This is a genomic window from Pseudomonas sp. AC239, assembly GCF_979258545.1.
Genome location: NZ_OZ409864.1, coordinates 4,381,535 through 4,398,800, shown reverse-complemented (window position 1 = coordinate 4,398,800; position 17,266 = coordinate 4,381,535). Strand labels below are relative to the sequence as shown.

Sequence of the window (17,266 nt, the reverse complement as noted above, 5' to 3'; positions counted from 1 at the left end):
CATGAACGATCACAACAACAATATTCAGTTGGAAACCGCCATGACCACGACCACCATGACCATGATCCAGGCCCTGCGCTCGGCCATGGATGTGATGCTTGAGCGCGATGACAACGTCGTCGTCTTCGGTCAGGACGTCGGCTACTTCGGCGGCGTGTTCCGCTGCACCGAAGGCCTGCAGACCAAGTACGGCACCTCGCGGGTGTTCGACGCGCCGATCTCGGAAAGCGGCATCGTCGGCGTGGCCGTCGGCATGGGCGCCTACGGTTTGCGTCCGGTTGCGGAAATCCAGTTCGCCGACTACGTCTACCCCGCCTCCGACCAGATCATTTCCGAAGCGGCACGCCTGCGTTATCGCTCGGCCGGTGAGTTCACCGCGCCGATGACCCTGCGCATGCCGTGCGGCGGCGGCATCTACGGCGGCCAGACCCACAGCCAGAGCATCGAGGCGATGTTCACTCAGGTCTGCGGTCTGCGCACCGTCATGCCGTCCAACCCGTATGACGCCAAAGGCCTGTTGATTGCCTCCATCGAAAACGATGACCCGGTGATCTTCCTCGAGCCGAAACGCCTGTACAACGGCCCGTTCGATGGCCATCACGACCGCCCGGTAACTCCGTGGTCGAAACACCCTGCCGCGCAAGTGCCGGATGGCTATTACACCGTGCCGCTAGACGTCGCCGCGATCACTCGTCCGGGCAAAGATGTGACGGTGTTGACTTACGGCACCACCGTTTATGTGTCGCAAGTGGCTGCCGAAGAGTCAGGCGTGGATGCCGAGGTCATCGACCTGCGCAGCCTGTGGCCGCTGGATCTGGACACCATCGTCAAATCGGTGAAGAAAACCGGTCGCTGCGTGGTGGTTCACGAAGCCACGCGCACCTGCGGTTTCGGCGCCGAACTGGTGTCGCTGGTGCAAGAGCATTGCTTCCATCACTTGGAAGCGCCGATCGAACGCGTCACCGGTTGGGACACGCCCTACCCGCACGCGCAGGAGTGGGCGTATTTCCCAGGGCCGTCCCGAGTGGGTGCGGCGTTGAAACGGGTCATGGAGGTCTGAATGGGCACGCACGTTATCAAGATGCCGGACATCGGCGAAGGCATCGCAGAAGTAGAACTGTCGCAGTGGCACGTCAAGGTGGGCGATCTGGTGGTTGAAGACCAGGTGCTGGCGGATGTGATGACCGACAAGGCGATGGTCGATATTCCTTCGCCAGTGCACGGCAAAGTAATTGCGCTCGGTGGCCAGCCGGGTGAAGTGATGGCGGTCGGCAGTGTGCTGATCAGCATCGAAGTTGAAGGTGCAGGCAACCTTAAAGAGTCCGCCGCGCCTGTTGTTACGAAAGAGCCTGTTGCGCCGACAGTTGAAGCCGTCGTGGAGAGCAAACCTGTTGCAGCCGCGCCGCGCCCTGCCCCTGCTCCTGCCTGCCAAGGCCCGATGGTTGCTCGCGAACCAGGCGAACGCCCGCTTGCCTCGCCAGCCGTGCGCAAACACGCGCTGGATCTGGGTATTCAATTGCGTCTGGTGCGCGGCAGCGGCCCAGCCGGTCGCGTGTTGCATGAGGATCTTGAGACCTATCTGGCGCAAGGTCAGTCGAACGCTTCGGCGCCGGCCGCTGCCGCTTACGCCCAACGCAACGACGAAGAACAGATTCAAGTGATCGGCATGCGCCGCAAGATCGCTCAGCGCATGCAGGACGCCACTCAGCGTGCCGCGCATTTCAGCTACGTCGAGGAAATCGACGTTACCGCGATAGAAGAACTGCGTGCGCATCTCAATGAAAGGCACGGCGCCAGCCGAGGCAAGTTGACCTTATTGCCGTTCCTTGTCCGTGCACTGGTTGTGGCCCTGCGCGACTTCCCGCAGATGAACGCCCGTTATGACGACGAAGCGCAAGTCATCACCCGTCTCGGCGCGGTGCATGTCGGCGTCGCCACGCAAAGCGATGTCGGCCTGATGGTGCCCGTGGTGCGTCACGCCGAAGCGCGCAGCCTGTGGGACAGCGCCGCGGAAATTTCGCGTTTGGCCAATGCCGCACGCAATGGCAAGGCCAGCCGCGATGAGCTGTCCGGTTCGACCATTACGCTGACCAGCCTCGGCGCATTGGGCGGGATTGTCAGCACGCCGGTGCTGAATCTGCCGGAAGTGGCCATTGTCGGCGTGAACAAAATCGTCGAGCGGCCAATGGTGATCAAAGGCCAAGTCGTGATCCGCAAGATGATGAACCTCTCCAGCTCCTTCGATCACCGCGTGGTCGATGGCATGGATGCGGCGCTCTTCATCCAGGCCATCCGTGGCTTGCTCGAACAACCTGCCACTCTGTTTGTGGAGTAAGCCTGCATGCAATCTCTGAACACGACGCTGCTGATCATCGGCGGCGGCCCTGGTGGTTACGTCGCCGCGATCCGCGCCGGACAACTGGGCATCCCGACCATTCTGGTCGAAGGCCAATCGTTGGGCGGTACCTGCCTGAATATCGGCTGCATTCCGTCAAAAGCGCTGATTCATGTCGCTGAGCAGTTTCACCAGACGCAGCATCACAGCCAGCATTCGGCCTTAGGCATCAACGTATCCGCGCCAACCCTGGATATCAGCAAAAGCGTCGAGTGGAAGGACGGCATCGTTGATCGCCTGACCACTGGCGTCGCGGCACTGCTGAAGAAGAACAAGGTCCAGGTTGTCAACGGCTGGGCGAAAATCATCGATGGCAAAACCGTGGAAGTCGGCGATACGCGCATCCAGTGCGAGCATCTGGTGCTGGCCACCGGTTCGACCAGCGTCAACCTGCCGATCCTGCCGATTGGCGGGCCGATCATCTCCTCCACCGAAGCGCTGGCGCCGACGTCCGTGCCAAAACGCCTGGTGGTGGTCGGCGGTGGTTACATCGGCCTGGAATTGGGCATTGCCTATCGCAAGCTCGGCGCCGACGTCAGCGTGGTCGAGGCGCAGGATCGCATCCTTCCCGCCTACGATGCTGAGCTGACGCAACCGGTACATGAAGCGCTGAAGCAACTGGGCGTGAAGCTGTACCTCAAGCACAGCGTTCTGGGTTTCGACGGCACGTTGCAGGTGCGCGATCCCGAGGGTGAATCCTTGAACCTGGAAACCGATCAGGTGCTGGTCGCCGTCGGGCGCAAACCCAACACTCAAGGCTTCAATCTCGAAGCACTGAACCTGGACATGAACGGTTCGGCGATCAGGATCGACAGCCGTTGCCAGACCAGCATGCATAATGTCTACGCCATTGGCGATGTCAGCGGCGAACCGATGCTCGCGCACCGCGCCATGGCTCAAGGCGAGATGGTTGCCGAGCTGATCAGCGGCAAGACCCGTGAGTTCAACCCCACCGCCATCGCTGCCGTGTGCTTTACCGACCCGGAACTGGTGGTGGTCGGCAAGACCCCGGACGAAGCCAAGGCTGCCGGGCTGGACTGCATCGTTTCAAGTTTCCCGTTCGCCGCCAACGGCCGGGCGATGACCCTGGAATCGAAAAGCGGCTTCGTGCGCGTGGTTGCTCGTCGGGATAATCATGTGATTGTCGGTTGGCAAGCGGTGGGCGTTGGGGTTTCCGAGTTGTCGACAGCGTTTGCACAAAGCCTGGAAATGGGCGCGCGGCTGGAAGACATCGGCGGCACCATTCATGCGCACCCGACCTTGGGCGAAGCGGTGCAGGAAGCGGCGTTGCGGGCGCTGGGGCATGCGCTGCATCTGTGACAGATGCAGCCGAATGCCGCTGTGGCGAGGGGATTTATCCCCGCTGGGTTGCCCAGCAACCGCAAAATCGGCCACCGCCGAACGTCAGATATCTGAGCCAAAGGGGCCGCTTCGCAGCCCAGCGGGGATAAATCCCCTCGCCACAAGCTGCGAAACCGCTCAAGAATGAAGTATTGTTGTGCCCATCCAAAAAAACGTCAGAAGCCTTGAACCGTTTCGGCGGTTGTTCAGTGATAGAGGGTGTCATGGGTAACGAAAGCATCAATTGGGACAAGCTGGGTTTTGACTACATCAAGACCGACAAGCGCTATCTGTCGTACTTTCGCGATGGCGAGTGGGACAAAGGCACCCTGACCGAAGATAACGTCCTGCACATCAGCGAAGGCTCCACTGCCCTTCACTATGGCCAGCAGTGCTTCGAAGGCATGAAGGCCTATCGCTGCAAGGACGGCTCGATCAACCTGTTCCGCCCGGACCAGAACGCCCTGCGCATGCAGCGCAGCTGCGCGCGTCTGCTGATGCCGACGGTCGACACCGAGCAGTTCATCGAAGCCTGCAAAGCCGTGGTTCGCGCCAACGAGCGTTTCATCCCGCCGTACGGCACCGGCGGCGCGCTGTACCTGCGTCCGTTCGTGATCGGCGTTGGTGACAACATCGGCGTACGCACCGCACCCGAGTTCATCTTCTCGATCTTTTGCATCCCGGTCGGCGCCTACTTCAAGGGCGGCCTGACCCCGCACAACTTCCAGATCTCCAGCTACGACCGCGCGGCCCCACAAGGCACCGGTGCGGCCAAGGTCGGCGGCAACTACGCCGCCAGCCTGATGCCGGGCTCGAAAGCCAAGAAAGCCAACTTCGCCGACGCGATCTACCTCGATCCGATGACCCACACCAAGATCGAGGAAGTCGGTTCGGCCAACTTCTTCGGGATCACCCACGACAACAAGTTCGTCACCCCGAACTCGCCATCGGTCCTGCCAGGCATCACCCGCCTGTCGCTGATCGAGCTGGCGAAATCGCGTCTGGGCCTGGAAGTGGTTGAAGGCGACGTGCTGATCGACAAACTGGCGGACTTCAAGGAAGCCGGTGCCTGCGGTACCGCTGCCGTGATCACCCCGATTGGTGGCATCAGCTACAACGATCATCTGCATGTATTCCATAGCGAAACCGAGGTAGGCCCGGTGACCCAGCAGCTCTACAAAGAGCTGACTGGCGTGCAGACCGGCGACATCGAAGCGCCTGCGGGCTGGATCGTCAAAGTTTGAATTGACGGTTATTGATGTTGGAAAGCCCTCCATTGAGTGATGAATGGAGGGCTTTTTGCTGGGCTACAGAAGATCAAAAAATCAAAAGATCGCAGCCTTCGGCAGCTCCTACACGGTCTCTGTAGGAGCTGCCGAAGGCTGCGATCTTTTGATCTTCTATTTCAAAGCAATCCGCTTTCCGGCTCGACTGGCAATCCCACTCGCCTGCCCATTCTGTTGCTTGCCCATTCGCGCCTGGGTAATCAATCCCGGTATCAACTCACCCTCCGGCAGGTTCTTCCAGAACCGCACCGGCAAATGCCCCTGCATGACTTTCGGGTTCAACCGCGCCGGGTTGAAGATGTGGCTGTAGTAGGTCAACCACAAATCGCCGTGAGGGTCATCGACGTTCTGTGCCAGTTGCTGCCATTCGATCGGGCACTGCCGTTCGTGAATCAATTGCTCGCCGTCGTAATAAACGCCGTCACGCGGCGTGGCGATCAACCAGCGATGCTGGCCCATGCGCCCGATGAAGTGCGCGCTGGCGCTGTGCAGAATGTCATGGGCCGGCTCGTGCCACGCCACGTATTGTGGACCGGGCTGATCCTTCGGCCGCTCGATAAAACGCACAAACGCATGCAGATGATGGGCCTCGCGGCTGACCTGTTTGATACGGCGCTGCAATTCGCTGCCGAGCTTATCGCCGGCCATCATCGCCGTGCGGTCGCCGTGACTGACGCGCCAGAGCACTTCATACAACAGGCTCCAGCGCTGTTCACCGCGATAGCGCGACGCTTGCTCGAGGGTGTCGAGCAGCGCACGGGGAATACGCGCCTGAAACGGCCCCTGCCCTTCGGGCACGTGATCATCACTGGCAAACAGATCGCCAACGCCTTCCGCCGCCCAGCTCACCAGACTTGGATCGATTTCATGGCTGAGCAACCAGCGCGCCTGCTGACGCCATGTGTCGAACAGATCGTCGCAATCGAGACTGATCATCCCCACAACCCCATCTGCTGCGGCATCGGCCGGTCGCGCAATTGCTGGTAGAGCATGTGGCTGGTGACTTCCGCCTGCTGCGGATGGTAGTCGCTGGTGATGATGAACGGCTTGGCCTTGGCCAGCACACAGCGCATCCGCGCTACGTCTTCGTAACGGATGCGACGCTGGCGGCGCAGCTCGACCAGGCGCTCGGTGGTGCGCAAGCCAATGCCGGGGATGCGTGCGATCAATGACGCGTCGGCACGGTTGAGGTCCAGCGGGAACACTTCGCGATTTTCCAGGGCCCAGGCCAGCTTCGGGTCGATGTCGAGCGCCAGATTGCCCGGCCCCTTGAGCAATTCATCTGCGCTGTAGCCATAGCTGCGCAGGAGGAAATCGGCCTGGTACAAACGATGCTCGCGCATCAGCGGCGGCGCGGCGAGCGGTACGCTTTTCGGGCTGTCGGGGATCGGGCTGAACGCCGAGTAATAAACCCGGCGCAGACGGAAGTTGCCATACAGGGACTGGGCGCTGTGCAGGATGGTGCTGTCATCGGTGTCATCGGCACCGACAATCAATTGCGTGCTTTGCCCGGCCGGGGCGAACTTGGCCGAGCGCGGCTCGTTCAACACCGTTTGCACGCCGGTGTAGATGGTGTTCATCGCTTGCTTGATCGAGGTGATGTCCTTCTCCGGCGCCAGCGTCTGCAGGCTGGCGTCGGTGGGCAGTTCGATGTTGACGCTGAGACGGTCGGCATAACGCCCGGCTTCTTCGATCAAGGCAGGATCGGCTTCGGGAATGGTCTTCAAATGGATGTAGCCGCGAAATTCGTGCTCTTCACGCAGCAACTTGGCGACGCGCACCAGTTGCTCCATGGTGTAGTCTGCCGAGCGGATGATCCCGGAGCTGAGAAACAGGCCGCTGACGCAGTTGCGCCGGTAGAAATCCATGGTCAGCGTCACGACTTCTTCCGGGGTGAAGCGCGCACGCGGCACATCACTGGAACGGCGATTGACGCAGTACTGGCAATCGTAAAGGCAGAAGTTGGTCAGCAGGATTTTCAACAACGACACACAGCGCCCGTCCGGCGTGTAGCTATGGCAAATGCCCATGCCATCCGTCGAACCTAGCCCGCTCTTGCCCTCGGAGCTGCGTTTGGGCGCACCGCTGCTGGCGCAGGAGGCGTCGTACTTGGCGGCGTCGGCGAGGATGCTGAGCTTGTCGATGATTTGCATGGCACGGGCTCTTTACTGTGTGCATATACAGTATAGGCTCGACCGCCGCGAAACAAGTTGACGGATGACCCCTCGTCGGCTGGCCATCCAGTTTGCGGCGTGTGGGAGCGAGCCTGCTCGCGAAGAGGCCCTGCCAGTCACCGCAACTCAGTGATCAAACCGCCCACTGCAGGATTAACCAGCAATTCGCCCCGCTGATCAACACAAACAGCCCCCACGCCAGCACCCGCGTCGGCCAGCGATTGACGAACGGCCCCATCAATTGTCGGTCGTTGGTCATGCGTATCAACGGGTACAGGGCAAACGGCAGTTGCAGGCTGAGCACGACCTGGCTCAACACCAGCAACTTGCCGATCGCGCCGTCACCGAGCAACCAGACGCCAATGAACGCCGGAATCAGCGCCAGCCCGCGGGTGATCAGGCGCCGCTGCCAGCACGGGATGCGCAGGTTCAGATAGCCCTCCATGATCACCTGCCCGGCGATGGTCCCAGTGAACGTCGAACTCTGCCCGGACGCCAGCAGTGCCACACCGAACAACACACTCGCCAGCGCACCGCCCACCAGCGGATCGAGCAAGTGATAGGCGTCCTGAATGTCGACCACATCGGTATGTCCGGACTGGTGGAACGCCGCCGCGGCGAGAATCAGGATCGCCGCGTTGACCAGCAACGCCAAGGCCAGCGAACCGATGGTGTCGATCCGCGCCAGTTTCACCGCGTCCTGCTTGCTCGCCAGATCCTTGCCGATCATCCGCGTCTGCACGATCGAGGTGTGCAGATAAAGGTTATGCGGCATCACCGTGGCACCGAGGATGCCGATGGCCAGATACAGCGGCGCAGCATCGCCAATAGCCGACAGCGACGGTTTGAAGCCCATCGCGACGTCTGGCCAGTAGGGTTTGATCAGCAACAGCTCAACGAAAAAACACACGCCGATAGTCGCGACCAGCACCAGCATGATCGCTTCGAGACGGCGGAAACCACGGTTTTGCAGGGCCAGCACCAGCAGCGTGTCGAACGCCGTCAAAGCGATGCCGAAGGTCAGCGAACAGCCGAGTAGCAGGTGAAATGCCAAGGCGCAGCCAAGCACTTCGGCGAGGTCGGTGGCGATGATCGAGATTTCCGCCAAGACCCACTGCAAACGCGCGGTCGGCGTGCTGTAGCGCTCACGGGACAGCTGCGCCAGATCGCGCCCGGTGGCGATGCCCAACCGCGAGCACAGGCACTGCACCACCATGCCGGCCAGACTCGCCAGCAACACCACGAACAACAGGCTGTAGCCAAAACGCGAACCGGCCTCAATCGCGGTGGCCCAGTTGCCCGGGTCCATGTAGCCGATCGACACCAGCAAACCGGGGCCGGCGAAGCGCAGCACACGTTTGAAGAAGGAAGCAGTCGGATCGACCGCGACGCTACCGGCGACTTCCGGTGGACAAAACGGCGCGGTGGCGATTTTGGGCAAACTGAATTTCACGCACACATCCAGAAACAAACACGGGAGCCCGGCAGCTTAGTCGTTTCGCCCACAGCCTTGAAGAGCAAAGATCGCAGCCTTCGGCAGCTCGTACATGGGTAATGCGATGTCCTGCAGGAGCTGCCGAAGGTTGCGATCTTCTGATCTCATCGTTTCACCCCCAGCAACTGCTCGCGCAACTCGGGACTGCGCGTACGCGGGTCCAGCCAGATATCAAAAAACGCCTTGGCAAACTGCGGATCCTCGATCTCATGCTGAAGCTTCTGGCCGACAAAAAACCGCGCGCCCTGCCCCGGCAGATACACACCGGTAATCCGCGTGCCGGCCTGCACGTCGACAAACGATTGCTGCATTTGCGTCTGCCAGCCAGCCAATTGCGCAGAAGTGACCCGGGGACCGGCAAGGCGTTTGATTTCTTCGACGCTGGTGCTGACCAGATCGTCTCGCGAGATTTTGCGCCGGTAGATCAGCTCCAGGGCAAACGGCTGGCCGTCCGCCAGAGGCCGCGCGGCACTCCACAAGCGCGCGCTGTAAACATCGAAGCCGAACACGCTGAAATCGCCGCTTCCAATGATTTGCGCCCCTGGCACTGCGTCCTGCCAATTGGCCCACGTCGGCGTCAGCAACAGTGCCCACAAGCCGATGCCACAACAACCACGTACGAGCTTGGGTGTTCTGTTCATCGCCGTATCGTCTCCGCTGCCTGCTGATGAGCAAAGCATAGCTGGATTCGCACCTGATTTTTTGTATACAAAAATTGCGAACATGAGCAGCAATCTTCAGTCGGCAGTGCTAACGTGGCTCATTCTGACCCGACGGAGACACCCGCGTGCTGATCCTCAAACTGCTGCTGATTCCCGGTTTTCTCCTGCTGATTTCCCTGGCGGGCAAACGCTGGGGGCCGAGCGTGGCCGGATGGCTGTCAGGATTGCCGGTGGTGGTCGGGCCGATTCTGTTTTTCCTCGCCATCGAACAAGGGCCGCAGTTTGCCGCGCAATCGGCGGTGGCGGCGCTGTCGGCAATGTTCGCGATGATTGCGTTCTGCATCACCTATGCGCAGGTGGCGCAGCGGGCCAATTGGCCATGGGCGTTGACGATTTCACTGGCGGTCTGGGGCGTACTGGCGGCGGTGTTGTCGGTCATTCCGGCGTCCTTGCCGTTCTCGGTGATTGCGGCAGCGGTGGCACTGCTCGCTTCGCCTTATCTGTTCCCGGAGGTGCAGCCGGTATTGAAGGGGCCAGCACCGAAGTCGGACAAACTGATCTGGCGAATGATTGCCGGCGCGGCGCTGACACTGGTGGTGACGATGCTCGCCAGCACTGTCGGCGAACGCTGGAGCGGGCTGCTGGCGGTGTTCCCGGTGCTCGGCAGTGTGATGGCGGTGTTCTCGCAACAAACTCGCGGTCCGGCCTTCACCGCTGCGTTATTGCGCGCAACGGCGACCGGCATGTATTCGTTCTCGGCGTTCTGCCTGGTGTCGGCCTTGACGCTGCCGAGCATGGGCCTCAGCGGCTTCGTGGCAGGCGTAGCGGTGTCGGTAGCGATGCTCGGGGTGACCAGGCGTCTGCTGGCGCGGCCAGTGGCCAAGGCGCAAGCGCAATAACCGCCCGGACGAATCGCGCTGGAACGCCCGGTGTGCTCCGTGGGATGATCGCCCGCCTCGCGCGACCATTTCCCGGAGATTCAGATGTCATTGTTGAGCAAAAAAGCCGTCGTCCTGATGCTGGCGGCCGTCGCCGGTTTCGCCGCGATCAACGCACACGCCGCCAAGGAAAAAGTCAAAACCGAGAAGGTCTCGCTGCTTGACGGCAAGTTTGCCTTCGTCCTGCCCAAAGGCTTTGTCGCCGACCCGCTGCCCGCCAGCCCGAGCGGCGCCAAGGGCACGATGTACACCAACCAGACCTCCAAGACCGTGGTCATCGCCGCCGAAAACCAGATCCCGGCCGGGCAGAACGTCAAGGATAACGACGGTGAGTTTCTCGACGGCAGCGTATCGAGTTTCATCGACGATCAGCGCAAGGCCCTGCCGGACTTCAACAAGCTCAGCGAGAAAAGCCTGACCCAGAAAGGCACCGGTCTCGGCCTGCGCCAGGTTGACAGCACCGCCACCCAAGGCGGTGGCCAGACCCTGAACACCACGCTGCTGGCCGGCTCCGGAACGAAGATGGCGCTGGTGCAGGTGATTTCCCGCGCCAGCGACAAGAAAGGTCACGATGCCCTGGTCAAAGCCATCGTCAAGGATTGAGCCGCTGCAACCAGCCATTCAGATCGCGCAATTCGGCCGAACTGATGCTGTGGCCGACGCCCGGATACGCGTGAAACTCGGGCTTGTAATCGAGTTTCTGCAATAGCGCATTGGCCTCGGTGCCGTGGCGGTAAGGTACCGGGTCATCGGCAGTGCCGTGGCCGATAAAGATGCTCAGCGGCAGCGGCGGTTGGCCAGGCTTGAGTTCGGCTTTGAGCACCGGCAACAAGCGCCCGCTCAACGCGGCAAAGCCGCCAACGGCCGCCGGGGCGCGCAGGCCGACTTCGTAGCTCATCATCGCGCCCTGGCTGAAGCCGATCAGGTAAACCTTGTCCGGCGCGGCGTGATATTTCCTCGCCGCCTGGGCGATAAAGTCGCGCAGCTTCTGACCGCTGACCTTCAGATCATCGGTCTCGCCGTTGTAGGCACCGTCGCCCTTCTTGCGAAACCACTGGTAACGTCCTTCACCCAACGTCATCGGCGCGCGCACGGAAAGGTAGTTGTACTGCGCCGGCAGCTGAAATTTCATGCCGATCAGATCGGCTTCGTTACTGCCGTAGCCGTGCAGGAAAATCACCAGCGGACGTGGTTCGGCGTCGGCGTGGACCTGTTCGAGGTACTTGAGTGGCAGATCGGATTGCAGGGTGGTTTGCGCGTGGACGGCGGTGGATGCGAGCAGGGTCAGCAGGGCGAATAGTTTCAACATAAAGCCTTCCTTCACAGAGTGTCGGGTTCGCGGGGAGCCTAACATTCTCGGCTGAGGATCCAAATTTTGTGGAGTGGCTGATGGCCCTTTCGCGAGCAGGCTCGCTCCCACCGTTAAAATGCGTTCCCCCTGTGGGAGCGAGCCTGCTCGCGAAGAGGCCCGCACCTTCACCGCAACCTGTCAGTCGTTCGTCAGCTTGCCGGTACGAAACGGCACCCGCCCCGCCACTTTCGCCTGCCAGATCCCCGGCTCGGTATAGCGCCCGCGATCAATCGCGAACAGCACCCCGCTGGTGCCGGCGCGCACGGTGGTCACGCGATCCTGCAACGGGTCAACAACCTCGAACAGCGCGTCGCCCTGCTCGACCCACTCGCCAGCATTGCGCAAGAAACTGACCACGCCGTGGTGCGGCGCAAACAGGTATTCGGTGCCTTCAAACGGCAAACCTTCACAACATTCGCTAGGCGCCGCCGGCCATTCACCGCTGATGAAGCCCTGCTCGGCGAGAAAGCCCAGAATCGCTTCGCAGTTGGCCTGAGCCTGATCGACGCGGGTGTCGCCCATACTGCCCAGCTCCAGCGTCGTCGCCAGATTCGCCGCCGGAATCGCCGCGTTCGGGAACGCTTTGGCCAGACGCAGCCACGGCGTCGAGCACGATTCATCGAACGAGCTGCCGCCGGAATCCTCGCAGAGCAAGGCTACGCCGGCCTTTAGTCGCGCCGCCAGAGACTGCCATTGCGGCCAGTGTTGCGGCAGCGCGTAGAGGTGAATCGCAGCGTCGAAGTCGCAATGCAGATCGAGGGTGATGTCGGCGTCGCAGGCGTGGCGCAGCAACAAGCGGTGCAAGGCTTCCAGTTGCGAGGCCGGCGCCGGCAATTCTTCGAAGACCTGAGCCATGGCCTGGCGGATCAGGGCGACGTTGGCCTCGGCATCCGCGCCCAGACGCTCGCCCACCAGCGCTGCGACCGGGGCGCTGAGTTCGACGAATGCGCGGTTGAAATTCTTGCCGCTGCCGAGTTCGAAGCGGCCCATGTGATTGCCTTGCAGATGCTGATCCAGACCAATCGGATTGGCCACCGGCACCAGTTCGATAACGCCCTGCAAACGGCCCTGCTGCTCCAGTTCGTTCAAACGCAGCTTGAGTTCCCATGCGGTGCGCATGCCCGGCAGTTCATCGGCGTGCAGGCTGGCCTGGATATACACCTTGCGGCTGCCAGCGCCGTAACGGAACACGCTGAGCGAGCGCTCACTGCCCAAATGGCTCCAGGGCAGAACGTGGTCGATGCGTTGCATTGTTGACTCCTCATATCTGCATCACACAGGTCCCCTGTGGGAGCGGGCTTGCTCGCGAATGCAATGTGTCAGCCACTAAAGATGCTGAATGTTAAACCGCATTCGAAAGCAAGCTCGCTCCCACAATGGATCTCTATCAGTACAACTGAAAACATAAAAAAATGGCCACCGCGCAAACGGGGCCACTTTTTTTCACGGCGTATTAATGGCCGTACACGTCAAAGTCGAAGTACTTGTCCTGGACTTTCTTGTACTCGCCATTGGCGCGGATTTCGGTGATGGCTTTGTTGAACTGCTCAGCCAGCGCGGTATCGCCCTTGCGCACGGCAATGCCAGCACCGCCGCCGAAGTATTTGGCGTCTTCATAAGTCGGGCCGACGAATTCGAAGCCTTTGCCGGCGTCGGTTTTCAGGAAACCGTCGCTGAGGTTGACCGAGTCAGCGAGCATCGCGTCGATACGTCCGGAAACCATGTCGAGGTTGGCTTCCTGCTGCGAGCCGTAGCGCACCAGTTCGATCCCGGCCGGAACCAGCACTTCGGTCACGTAACGGTCGTGAGTACTGGCGCGCAGCACACCGACTTTCTTGCCTTTGAGTTCGGTCAGCGGGTCTTTCACGCCCGAGCCTTCCTTCATCACGAAGCGCGCCGGGGTGTGGTAGTACTTGATGGTGAAATCGACGTTTTTCTTGCGATCGTCAGTGATGGTCATCGACGACAGGATCGCATCGATTTTCTTCACTTTCAGTGCCGGGATCAGGCCATCGAACTCTTGCTCGACCCACGTGCATTTGACCTTCATCTGCGCGCACAGCGCATCGCCGATGTCCACGTCAAAACCAGTGAGTTTGCCGTCAGGGGTTTTCATCGAGAATGGCGGGTAACCGGCTTCGATACCGATGCGGATCGGCTTGGCGTCTTCCGCCACAGCGGTCAGGGACAACATCGACAGTGCCAGGGCACCGAACATCACTAGCTTTTTCATTTATTACTCCCGTGCGGAGGCTTTTATTGGCAGCTTTCGATTCAGCATTCGGTCATGGCGTTCTAACGGCAAAAACCGAAGTGGCCGGCAGTCTATGGCGACGCGCGCGGGGGCAATTGTTTTTAAGCGACAAATACTTACAGAACATCGGCGCACGCATTGACGAGGATCAACGCGTGCGCCGTGGTGGTGCGAAGGCTGTAGGACAAGACTGTTTGCAGAGCAAAAAATGTCGTTTCCCCTGCAGGCGCTGCCGAAGGCTGCGCGTACAGAGAGATCAGCATTCGCAGGCGATGGGTGTGTTGGCGACCGCCGCCGCGTTGAGGTTGAAACCTTCATCCAGCCATCCGGTGACGCCGCCGATCATCTCTTTGACTGGATAGCCCAACGCGGCAAATTTCACCGCAGCCTTGTTCGCGCCGTTGCAATGCGGCCCGGCGCAATAGACCACGAACAAAGTGTTTTTCGAGTAATCGGCCAAGCGCTCTGCCGTGAGCAAGCGGGTCGGGATATTGATCGCACCGGGCACATGGCCGCGGTCGAACGCCAACGGGCCGCGCACATCCACCAGAACAAAATCGACCTCCCCGGCCTCGTGGCTACTGAACACGTCGGAACAATCGGTTTCGAAGGTCAGACGATTGCTGAAATGCATCAGGGCAACCGCCGAAGGCGCGGCGGGAATTTCGCGAACCAGGCTGGTCATGCTGTGTTGCTCCTTTGTCTGTGGGGGATGAACGAACTTTATCGAGACGGCGGTTGCCGCTACAGTGGCGCGTAAGACACCGACCGGGAGTTTTCCGCCAAATGCCCACTCAGCCCAATCTGGTTGCCATTCTGGCCTACGACGGCCTCTGCACATTCGAGTTCGGCATTGCCGTCGAGATCTTCGGCCTGGCCCGGCCAGAGTTCGACTTCCCTTGGTACGAACACGCGATTGCCGCGGTCGATAAAGGCCCGATGCGCGCTATGGGCGGGATTCAGGTGCTGGCCGATGGTGGCCTGGAACTGCTCGCCGCAGCGCGGACCATCGTCATTCCGGGCTGGCGCGACCGCAACGCCCCGGTACCGCCTGCGCTGATCGACGCGTTGCGTCAGGCCCATGACCGAGGCGCGCGATTGCTGTCGATCTGCTCGGGCGTGTTCGTGCTCGCCGCCAGCGGCCTGCTCGACGGCCGCCGCGCCACCACGCACTGGCGCTACACCGGTGAACTGGCGCAACGCTTCCCGGCGATCGAGGTCGATCCGGACGTGCTCTACGTCGACGCCGGTCAGGTGATCACCTCCGCCGGCAGCGCAGCCGGCATCGACGCCTGCCTGCACCTCGTGACGCGTGACTTCGGAACCCAGGTCGCCAACGCTGTTGCGAGACGCCTGGTCATGTCGCCACAACGCACCGGCGGCCAGGCCCAATTCATCCCCACCCCGGTCAGCGCGACGCCGCGCAGCGACCTGTCGCGCGTCATGCAATGGGCCCGCGAACGCCTGCACGAACCGCTGGAAGTCCGCGATCTGGCCAGTGAAGCCGCGATGAGCGAGCGCACGTTTTTGCGGCGCTTCACCGAAGCCAGCGGGCAATCGCCCAAGGCGTGGCTGCAACATGAACGGCTGGCGCGAGCACGGGAGTTACTGGAAAGCACCCACCAGCACACCGAGCAGATCGCCCAGTGCTGCGGCTATCGATCAGTGGAGAGTTTTCGTGTGGCGTTCCGCAGTGTGGTGGGCGTACCGCCTTCGGTTTATCGGGAGCGGTTTGGGCGGTAGGGTAAGGCGGTTTGTTGACCTGACTGGTCATGGATTTGATCTTTTTGCAGTCCTAACAACTGCAACACTTTCAGACGCGTCCTACATCCATCACTCCTTCGTCGCTTTAGCGTCCACTTCGTCTTTAACAGCGGACAAGGACGCTCATGGCTAGCAAGAAAGACATTCCCCGGATCCAGAACCCGCCAGAGGGAGACGGACACCACATCACCAGCCGCTACATGACTGCCAGCGAACTTGCTGCGCGCGAGGCCGCACAAGGCACTTATGAAGACATGCTGGCGCGGCAGCAGACCCATGAAGATCGACTTGGCCACCAGGTCATACATGAACAGCAAAATATAAGCGGCTGTGTTTTCGTGAAAAGTTGCAAGCTGCCGAACGGTGTCATCAATGATGCCAATCCATCCGGATTTATACCGGTTGGGAAAATTTCGGATTATGGAACGCTGTCCTTGCTAGCGGGGCGTGAACGTGACTCCGCCGGGAATATTGCACTCAAGGCAATTGGCGCGACCAGTTTGCAAGCGTCGATCGGAGCTTCTGCTCTCGGCAGCTCTGGCAGTCTGAGCACTAGCACTGCCGCCGCAAGTACCACCAGCCTGGCCACCGGCGGTGTCGTCGCAGGCGGGTTGCTCGGATTGGTTGCGCTGCTGTGGCCATCGAGTCTCGCCGATAGCGCTCTCTACACAGAGGAGCAGCTACAGTCGCTTGAGACGGCTCGGACTCGGGTTCGATTGCATGTAGAACAGCAGCCCGACGGCACGTTGAAAGGATACGGATACAACACTCAAACTCGCAGCGACTGGGAAATGATTCCCGTCGTCCAGTTCGTCAAGCAAGGCGCCTCGTACGTCGCAGATTTTGGCAATGGGGCGACCCTGCTCTGGACTCCCTCAGTAGACTCGTCACGCGGATCGGCAATTGCGCCGCTGGAAAGTGCGCCGCAGGTTCCCCACATTTGGGTATTCCCGCCGACCGAGCAGGCGGACAACGTCATCGTCAATCCGGTTTACCCGCCTGAATACCAGGACTTTATTCTGGTCTTTCCGGCGGACTCCGGAGTACGCCCGCTATACGTTGTGCTTTCAAGACCTGCTCTTGGCGGTGACATCAAATATCACCGGCCTCCCGTAACTCTCCCAGCATTCCCGGATACCTATCCCATCAAATCCAAAAGCAGTGTTCAAGGTGGTGGCGGCAAGCGCAGCAGATGGAAAGACAAGAAAGGTCGAATCTATGAATGGGATAGCAAAACAGGGGCTATAGAACTCTATAACAAGCAAGGCAAACATCTAGGTGAGTTTAATCTCGAAACGGGCGAGCAAATCGATCCTGCCGATCCCGAGCGATGGACTCCAAAGTGAAGAGGAATAAAAATATGTATTTATGGATTAGTGGTTTTTTACCAGACGAAAGCGAGGACGATACGCTGAAATTCGAGCTGACGGTCCACTCGAAATCTGAGCGTCCGATATTGGCCGTAATGGGCTGGCCAGAACTCAATCTAAGTCCCGACGGAGAATGGCTGCTGACTGCGGACCAAACTCAACGGATCAGCGAAATACTCGGAGAGCAATTGCCGAAGGAGCTGGACTTATTCATCGGCGTCAGGGGCTAGCGTCGA

17 protein-coding genes are annotated in these 17,266 nt (G+C 60.4%); 9 read left to right on the top strand and 8 right to left on the bottom strand.

What is annotated here, in order from left to right; all coding sequences use genetic code 11:
* Position 1 precedes the first annotated feature (1 nt).
* The 4 genes from ACZ0AZ_RS20165 to ACZ0AZ_RS20150 all read left to right on the top strand — a co-directional run bounded on the left by ACZ0AZ_RS20165 (position 2) and on the right by ACZ0AZ_RS20150 (position 4,980).
* Complete coding sequence (locus ACZ0AZ_RS20165; protein WP_039762207.1) at positions 2 to 1,060, top strand: alpha-ketoacid dehydrogenase subunit beta; 1,059 nt, start codon at positions 2 to 4, stop codon at positions 1,058 to 1,060.
* Complete coding sequence (locus tag ACZ0AZ_RS20160; RefSeq protein WP_129998433.1) at positions 1,061 to 2,335, top strand: dihydrolipoamide acetyltransferase family protein; 1,275 nt, start codon at positions 1,061 to 1,063, stop codon at positions 2,333 to 2,335.
* A gap of 6 nt (positions 2,336 to 2,341) precedes the next feature.
* Positions 2,342 to 3,715, top strand: a complete 1,374-nt coding sequence (lpdA, locus tag ACZ0AZ_RS20155) for a dihydrolipoyl dehydrogenase (RefSeq protein WP_039762211.1) — start codon at positions 2,342 to 2,344, stop codon at positions 3,713 to 3,715.
* 245 nt (positions 3,716 to 3,960) lie between these two features.
* Positions 3,961 to 4,980 carry a branched-chain amino acid aminotransferase gene (locus ACZ0AZ_RS20150; protein ID WP_039762213.1) on the top strand — a complete coding sequence of 340 codons (1,020 nt, stop codon included), beginning with the start codon at positions 3,961 to 3,963 and terminating at the stop codon, positions 4,978 to 4,980.
* Positions 4,981 to 5,136: 156 nt separating this feature from the next.
* Here ACZ0AZ_RS20150 and ACZ0AZ_RS20145 read toward each other — a convergent pair whose 3' ends face one another.
* From ACZ0AZ_RS20145 to ACZ0AZ_RS20130, 4 genes are all read right to left on the bottom strand, one after another.
* The gene (locus ACZ0AZ_RS20145) at positions 5,137 to 5,958 is read right to left on the bottom strand and encodes a TIGR03915 family putative DNA repair protein (RefSeq protein ID WP_039762215.1); all 822 of its coding nucleotides are present in this window, start codon (positions 5,956 to 5,958) and stop codon (positions 5,137 to 5,139) included.
* Positions 5,955 to 7,175 (bottom strand): putative DNA modification/repair radical SAM protein, encoded by a 1,221-nt coding sequence (locus ACZ0AZ_RS20140; RefSeq protein ID WP_039762216.1) that lies wholly within the window; start codon positions 7,173 to 7,175, stop codon positions 5,955 to 5,957. The genes ACZ0AZ_RS20145 and ACZ0AZ_RS20140 overlap by 4 nt, the downstream gene beginning before the upstream one ends.
* 154 nt (positions 7,176 to 7,329) lie before the next feature.
* Positions 7,330 to 8,649, bottom strand: coding sequence for an Nramp family divalent metal transporter (locus tag ACZ0AZ_RS20135; RefSeq protein WP_039762218.1), 1,320 nt, complete (start codon positions 8,647 to 8,649; stop codon positions 7,330 to 7,332).
* 146 nt (positions 8,650 to 8,795) lie between these two features.
* Positions 8,796 to 9,332: a chalcone isomerase family protein gene (locus ACZ0AZ_RS20130; RefSeq protein WP_129998430.1), complete on the bottom strand. Its 537-nt coding sequence runs from the start codon at positions 9,330 to 9,332 to the stop codon at positions 8,796 to 8,798.
* A gap of 146 nt (positions 9,333 to 9,478) precedes the next feature.
* On the opposite strand from ACZ0AZ_RS20130, the gene ACZ0AZ_RS20125 reads away from it, so the two are divergent.
* Together ACZ0AZ_RS20125 and ACZ0AZ_RS20120 are read left to right on the top strand one after the other, a co-directional pair.
* Positions 9,479 to 10,252: a hypothetical protein gene (locus tag ACZ0AZ_RS20125; protein ID WP_039762222.1), complete on the top strand. Its 774-nt coding sequence runs from the start codon at positions 9,479 to 9,481 to the stop codon at positions 10,250 to 10,252.
* Between the two features lie 84 nt (positions 10,253 to 10,336).
* A complete protein-coding gene (locus ACZ0AZ_RS20120; RefSeq protein WP_039762223.1) occupies positions 10,337 to 10,894 on the top strand; it encodes a DcrB/PsbP domain-containing protein in 558 nt (185 codons plus the stop codon).
* Here ACZ0AZ_RS20120 and ACZ0AZ_RS20115 read toward each other — a convergent pair.
* The 4 genes from ACZ0AZ_RS20115 to ACZ0AZ_RS20100 all read right to left on the bottom strand — a co-directional run bounded on the left by ACZ0AZ_RS20115 (position 10,884) and on the right by ACZ0AZ_RS20100 (position 14,581).
* A complete protein-coding gene (locus tag ACZ0AZ_RS20115; RefSeq protein WP_463537985.1) occupies positions 10,884 to 11,600 on the bottom strand; it encodes an alpha/beta hydrolase in 717 nt (238 codons plus the stop codon). The genes ACZ0AZ_RS20120 and ACZ0AZ_RS20115 overlap by 11 nt on opposite strands.
* Before the next feature lie 180 nt (positions 11,601 to 11,780).
* On the bottom strand, positions 11,781 to 12,893 hold the full coding sequence (locus ACZ0AZ_RS20110; protein WP_463537984.1) for a succinylglutamate desuccinylase/aspartoacylase family protein: 1,113 nt from the start codon (positions 12,891 to 12,893) through the stop codon (positions 11,781 to 11,783).
* Positions 12,894 to 13,095: 202 nt separating this feature from the next.
* Entirely contained in the window at positions 13,096 to 13,875 is a 780-nt protein-coding gene (locus tag ACZ0AZ_RS20105) for an ABC transporter substrate-binding protein (RefSeq protein ID WP_463537983.1), read from the bottom strand.
* Between the two features lie 277 nt (positions 13,876 to 14,152).
* On the bottom strand, positions 14,153 to 14,581 hold the full coding sequence (locus ACZ0AZ_RS20100) for a rhodanese-like domain-containing protein (protein WP_463537982.1): 429 nt from the start codon (positions 14,579 to 14,581) through the stop codon (positions 14,153 to 14,155).
* Between the two features lie 101 nt (positions 14,582 to 14,682).
* On the opposite strand from ACZ0AZ_RS20100, the gene ftrA reads away from it, so the two are divergent.
* The 3 genes from ftrA to ACZ0AZ_RS20085 all read left to right on the top strand — a co-directional run bounded on the left by ftrA (position 14,683) and on the right by ACZ0AZ_RS20085 (position 17,260).
* A complete protein-coding gene (gene ftrA, locus ACZ0AZ_RS20095; RefSeq protein WP_463537981.1) occupies positions 14,683 to 15,639 on the top strand; it encodes a transcriptional regulator FtrA in 957 nt (318 codons plus the stop codon).
* Between the two features lie 146 nt (positions 15,640 to 15,785).
* The gene (locus tag ACZ0AZ_RS20090) at positions 15,786 to 17,006 is read left to right on the top strand and encodes an S-type pyocin domain-containing protein (protein WP_463537980.1); all 1,221 of its coding nucleotides are present in this window, start codon (positions 15,786 to 15,788) and stop codon (positions 17,004 to 17,006) included.
* Positions 17,007 to 17,020: 14 nt separating this feature from the next.
* The gene (locus ACZ0AZ_RS20085) at positions 17,021 to 17,260 is read left to right on the top strand and encodes a pyocin S6 family toxin immunity protein (RefSeq protein ID WP_039762231.1); all 240 of its coding nucleotides are present in this window, start codon (positions 17,021 to 17,023) and stop codon (positions 17,258 to 17,260) included.
* Positions 17,261 to 17,266 lie beyond the last annotated feature (6 nt).

Excerpts from the sequence above, each read along its gene's own strand:
- ACZ0AZ_RS20100 (WP_463537982.1), bottom strand. The coding sequence starts at position 14,581 with ATGACCAGCCTGGTTCGCGAAATTCCCGCCGCGCCTTCGGCGGTTGCC.
- ACZ0AZ_RS20130 (WP_129998430.1), bottom strand. The coding sequence starts at position 9,332 with ATGAACAGAACACCCAAGCTCGTACGTGGTTGTTGTGGCATCGGCTTG.
- ACZ0AZ_RS20115 (WP_463537985.1), bottom strand. The coding sequence starts at position 11,600 with ATGTTGAAACTATTCGCCCTGCTGACCCTGCTCGCATCCACCGCCGTC.
- ACZ0AZ_RS20160 (WP_129998433.1), top strand. The coding sequence starts at position 1,061 with ATGGGCACGCACGTTATCAAGATGCCGGACATCGGCGAAGGCATCGCA.
- ACZ0AZ_RS20085 (WP_039762231.1), top strand. The coding sequence starts at position 17,021 with ATGTATTTATGGATTAGTGGTTTTTTACCAGACGAAAGCGAGGACGAT.
- ACZ0AZ_RS20150 (WP_039762213.1), top strand. The coding sequence starts at position 3,961 with ATGGGTAACGAAAGCATCAATTGGGACAAGCTGGGTTTTGACTACATC.
- ACZ0AZ_RS20110 (WP_463537984.1), bottom strand. The coding sequence starts at position 12,893 with ATGCAACGCATCGACCACGTTCTGCCCTGGAGCCATTTGGGCAGTGAG.
- ACZ0AZ_RS20140 (WP_039762216.1), bottom strand. The coding sequence starts at position 7,175 with ATGCAAATCATCGACAAGCTCAGCATCCTCGCCGACGCCGCCAAGTAC.
- ACZ0AZ_RS20090 (WP_463537980.1), top strand. The coding sequence starts at position 15,786 with ATGGCTAGCAAGAAAGACATTCCCCGGATCCAGAACCCGCCAGAGGGA.
- ACZ0AZ_RS20165 (WP_039762207.1), top strand. The coding sequence starts at position 2 with ATGAACGATCACAACAACAATATTCAGTTGGAAACCGCCATGACCACG.
- ACZ0AZ_RS20145 (WP_039762215.1), bottom strand. The coding sequence starts at position 5,958 with ATGATCAGTCTCGATTGCGACGATCTGTTCGACACATGGCGTCAGCAG.
- ACZ0AZ_RS20120 (WP_039762223.1), top strand. The coding sequence starts at position 10,337 with ATGTCATTGTTGAGCAAAAAAGCCGTCGTCCTGATGCTGGCGGCCGTC.
- ACZ0AZ_RS20105 (WP_463537983.1), bottom strand. The coding sequence starts at position 13,875 with ATGAAAAAGCTAGTGATGTTCGGTGCCCTGGCACTGTCGATGTTGTCC.
- lpdA (WP_039762211.1), top strand. The coding sequence starts at position 2,342 with ATGCAATCTCTGAACACGACGCTGCTGATCATCGGCGGCGGCCCTGGT.
- ftrA (WP_463537981.1), top strand. The coding sequence starts at position 14,683 with ATGCCCACTCAGCCCAATCTGGTTGCCATTCTGGCCTACGACGGCCTC.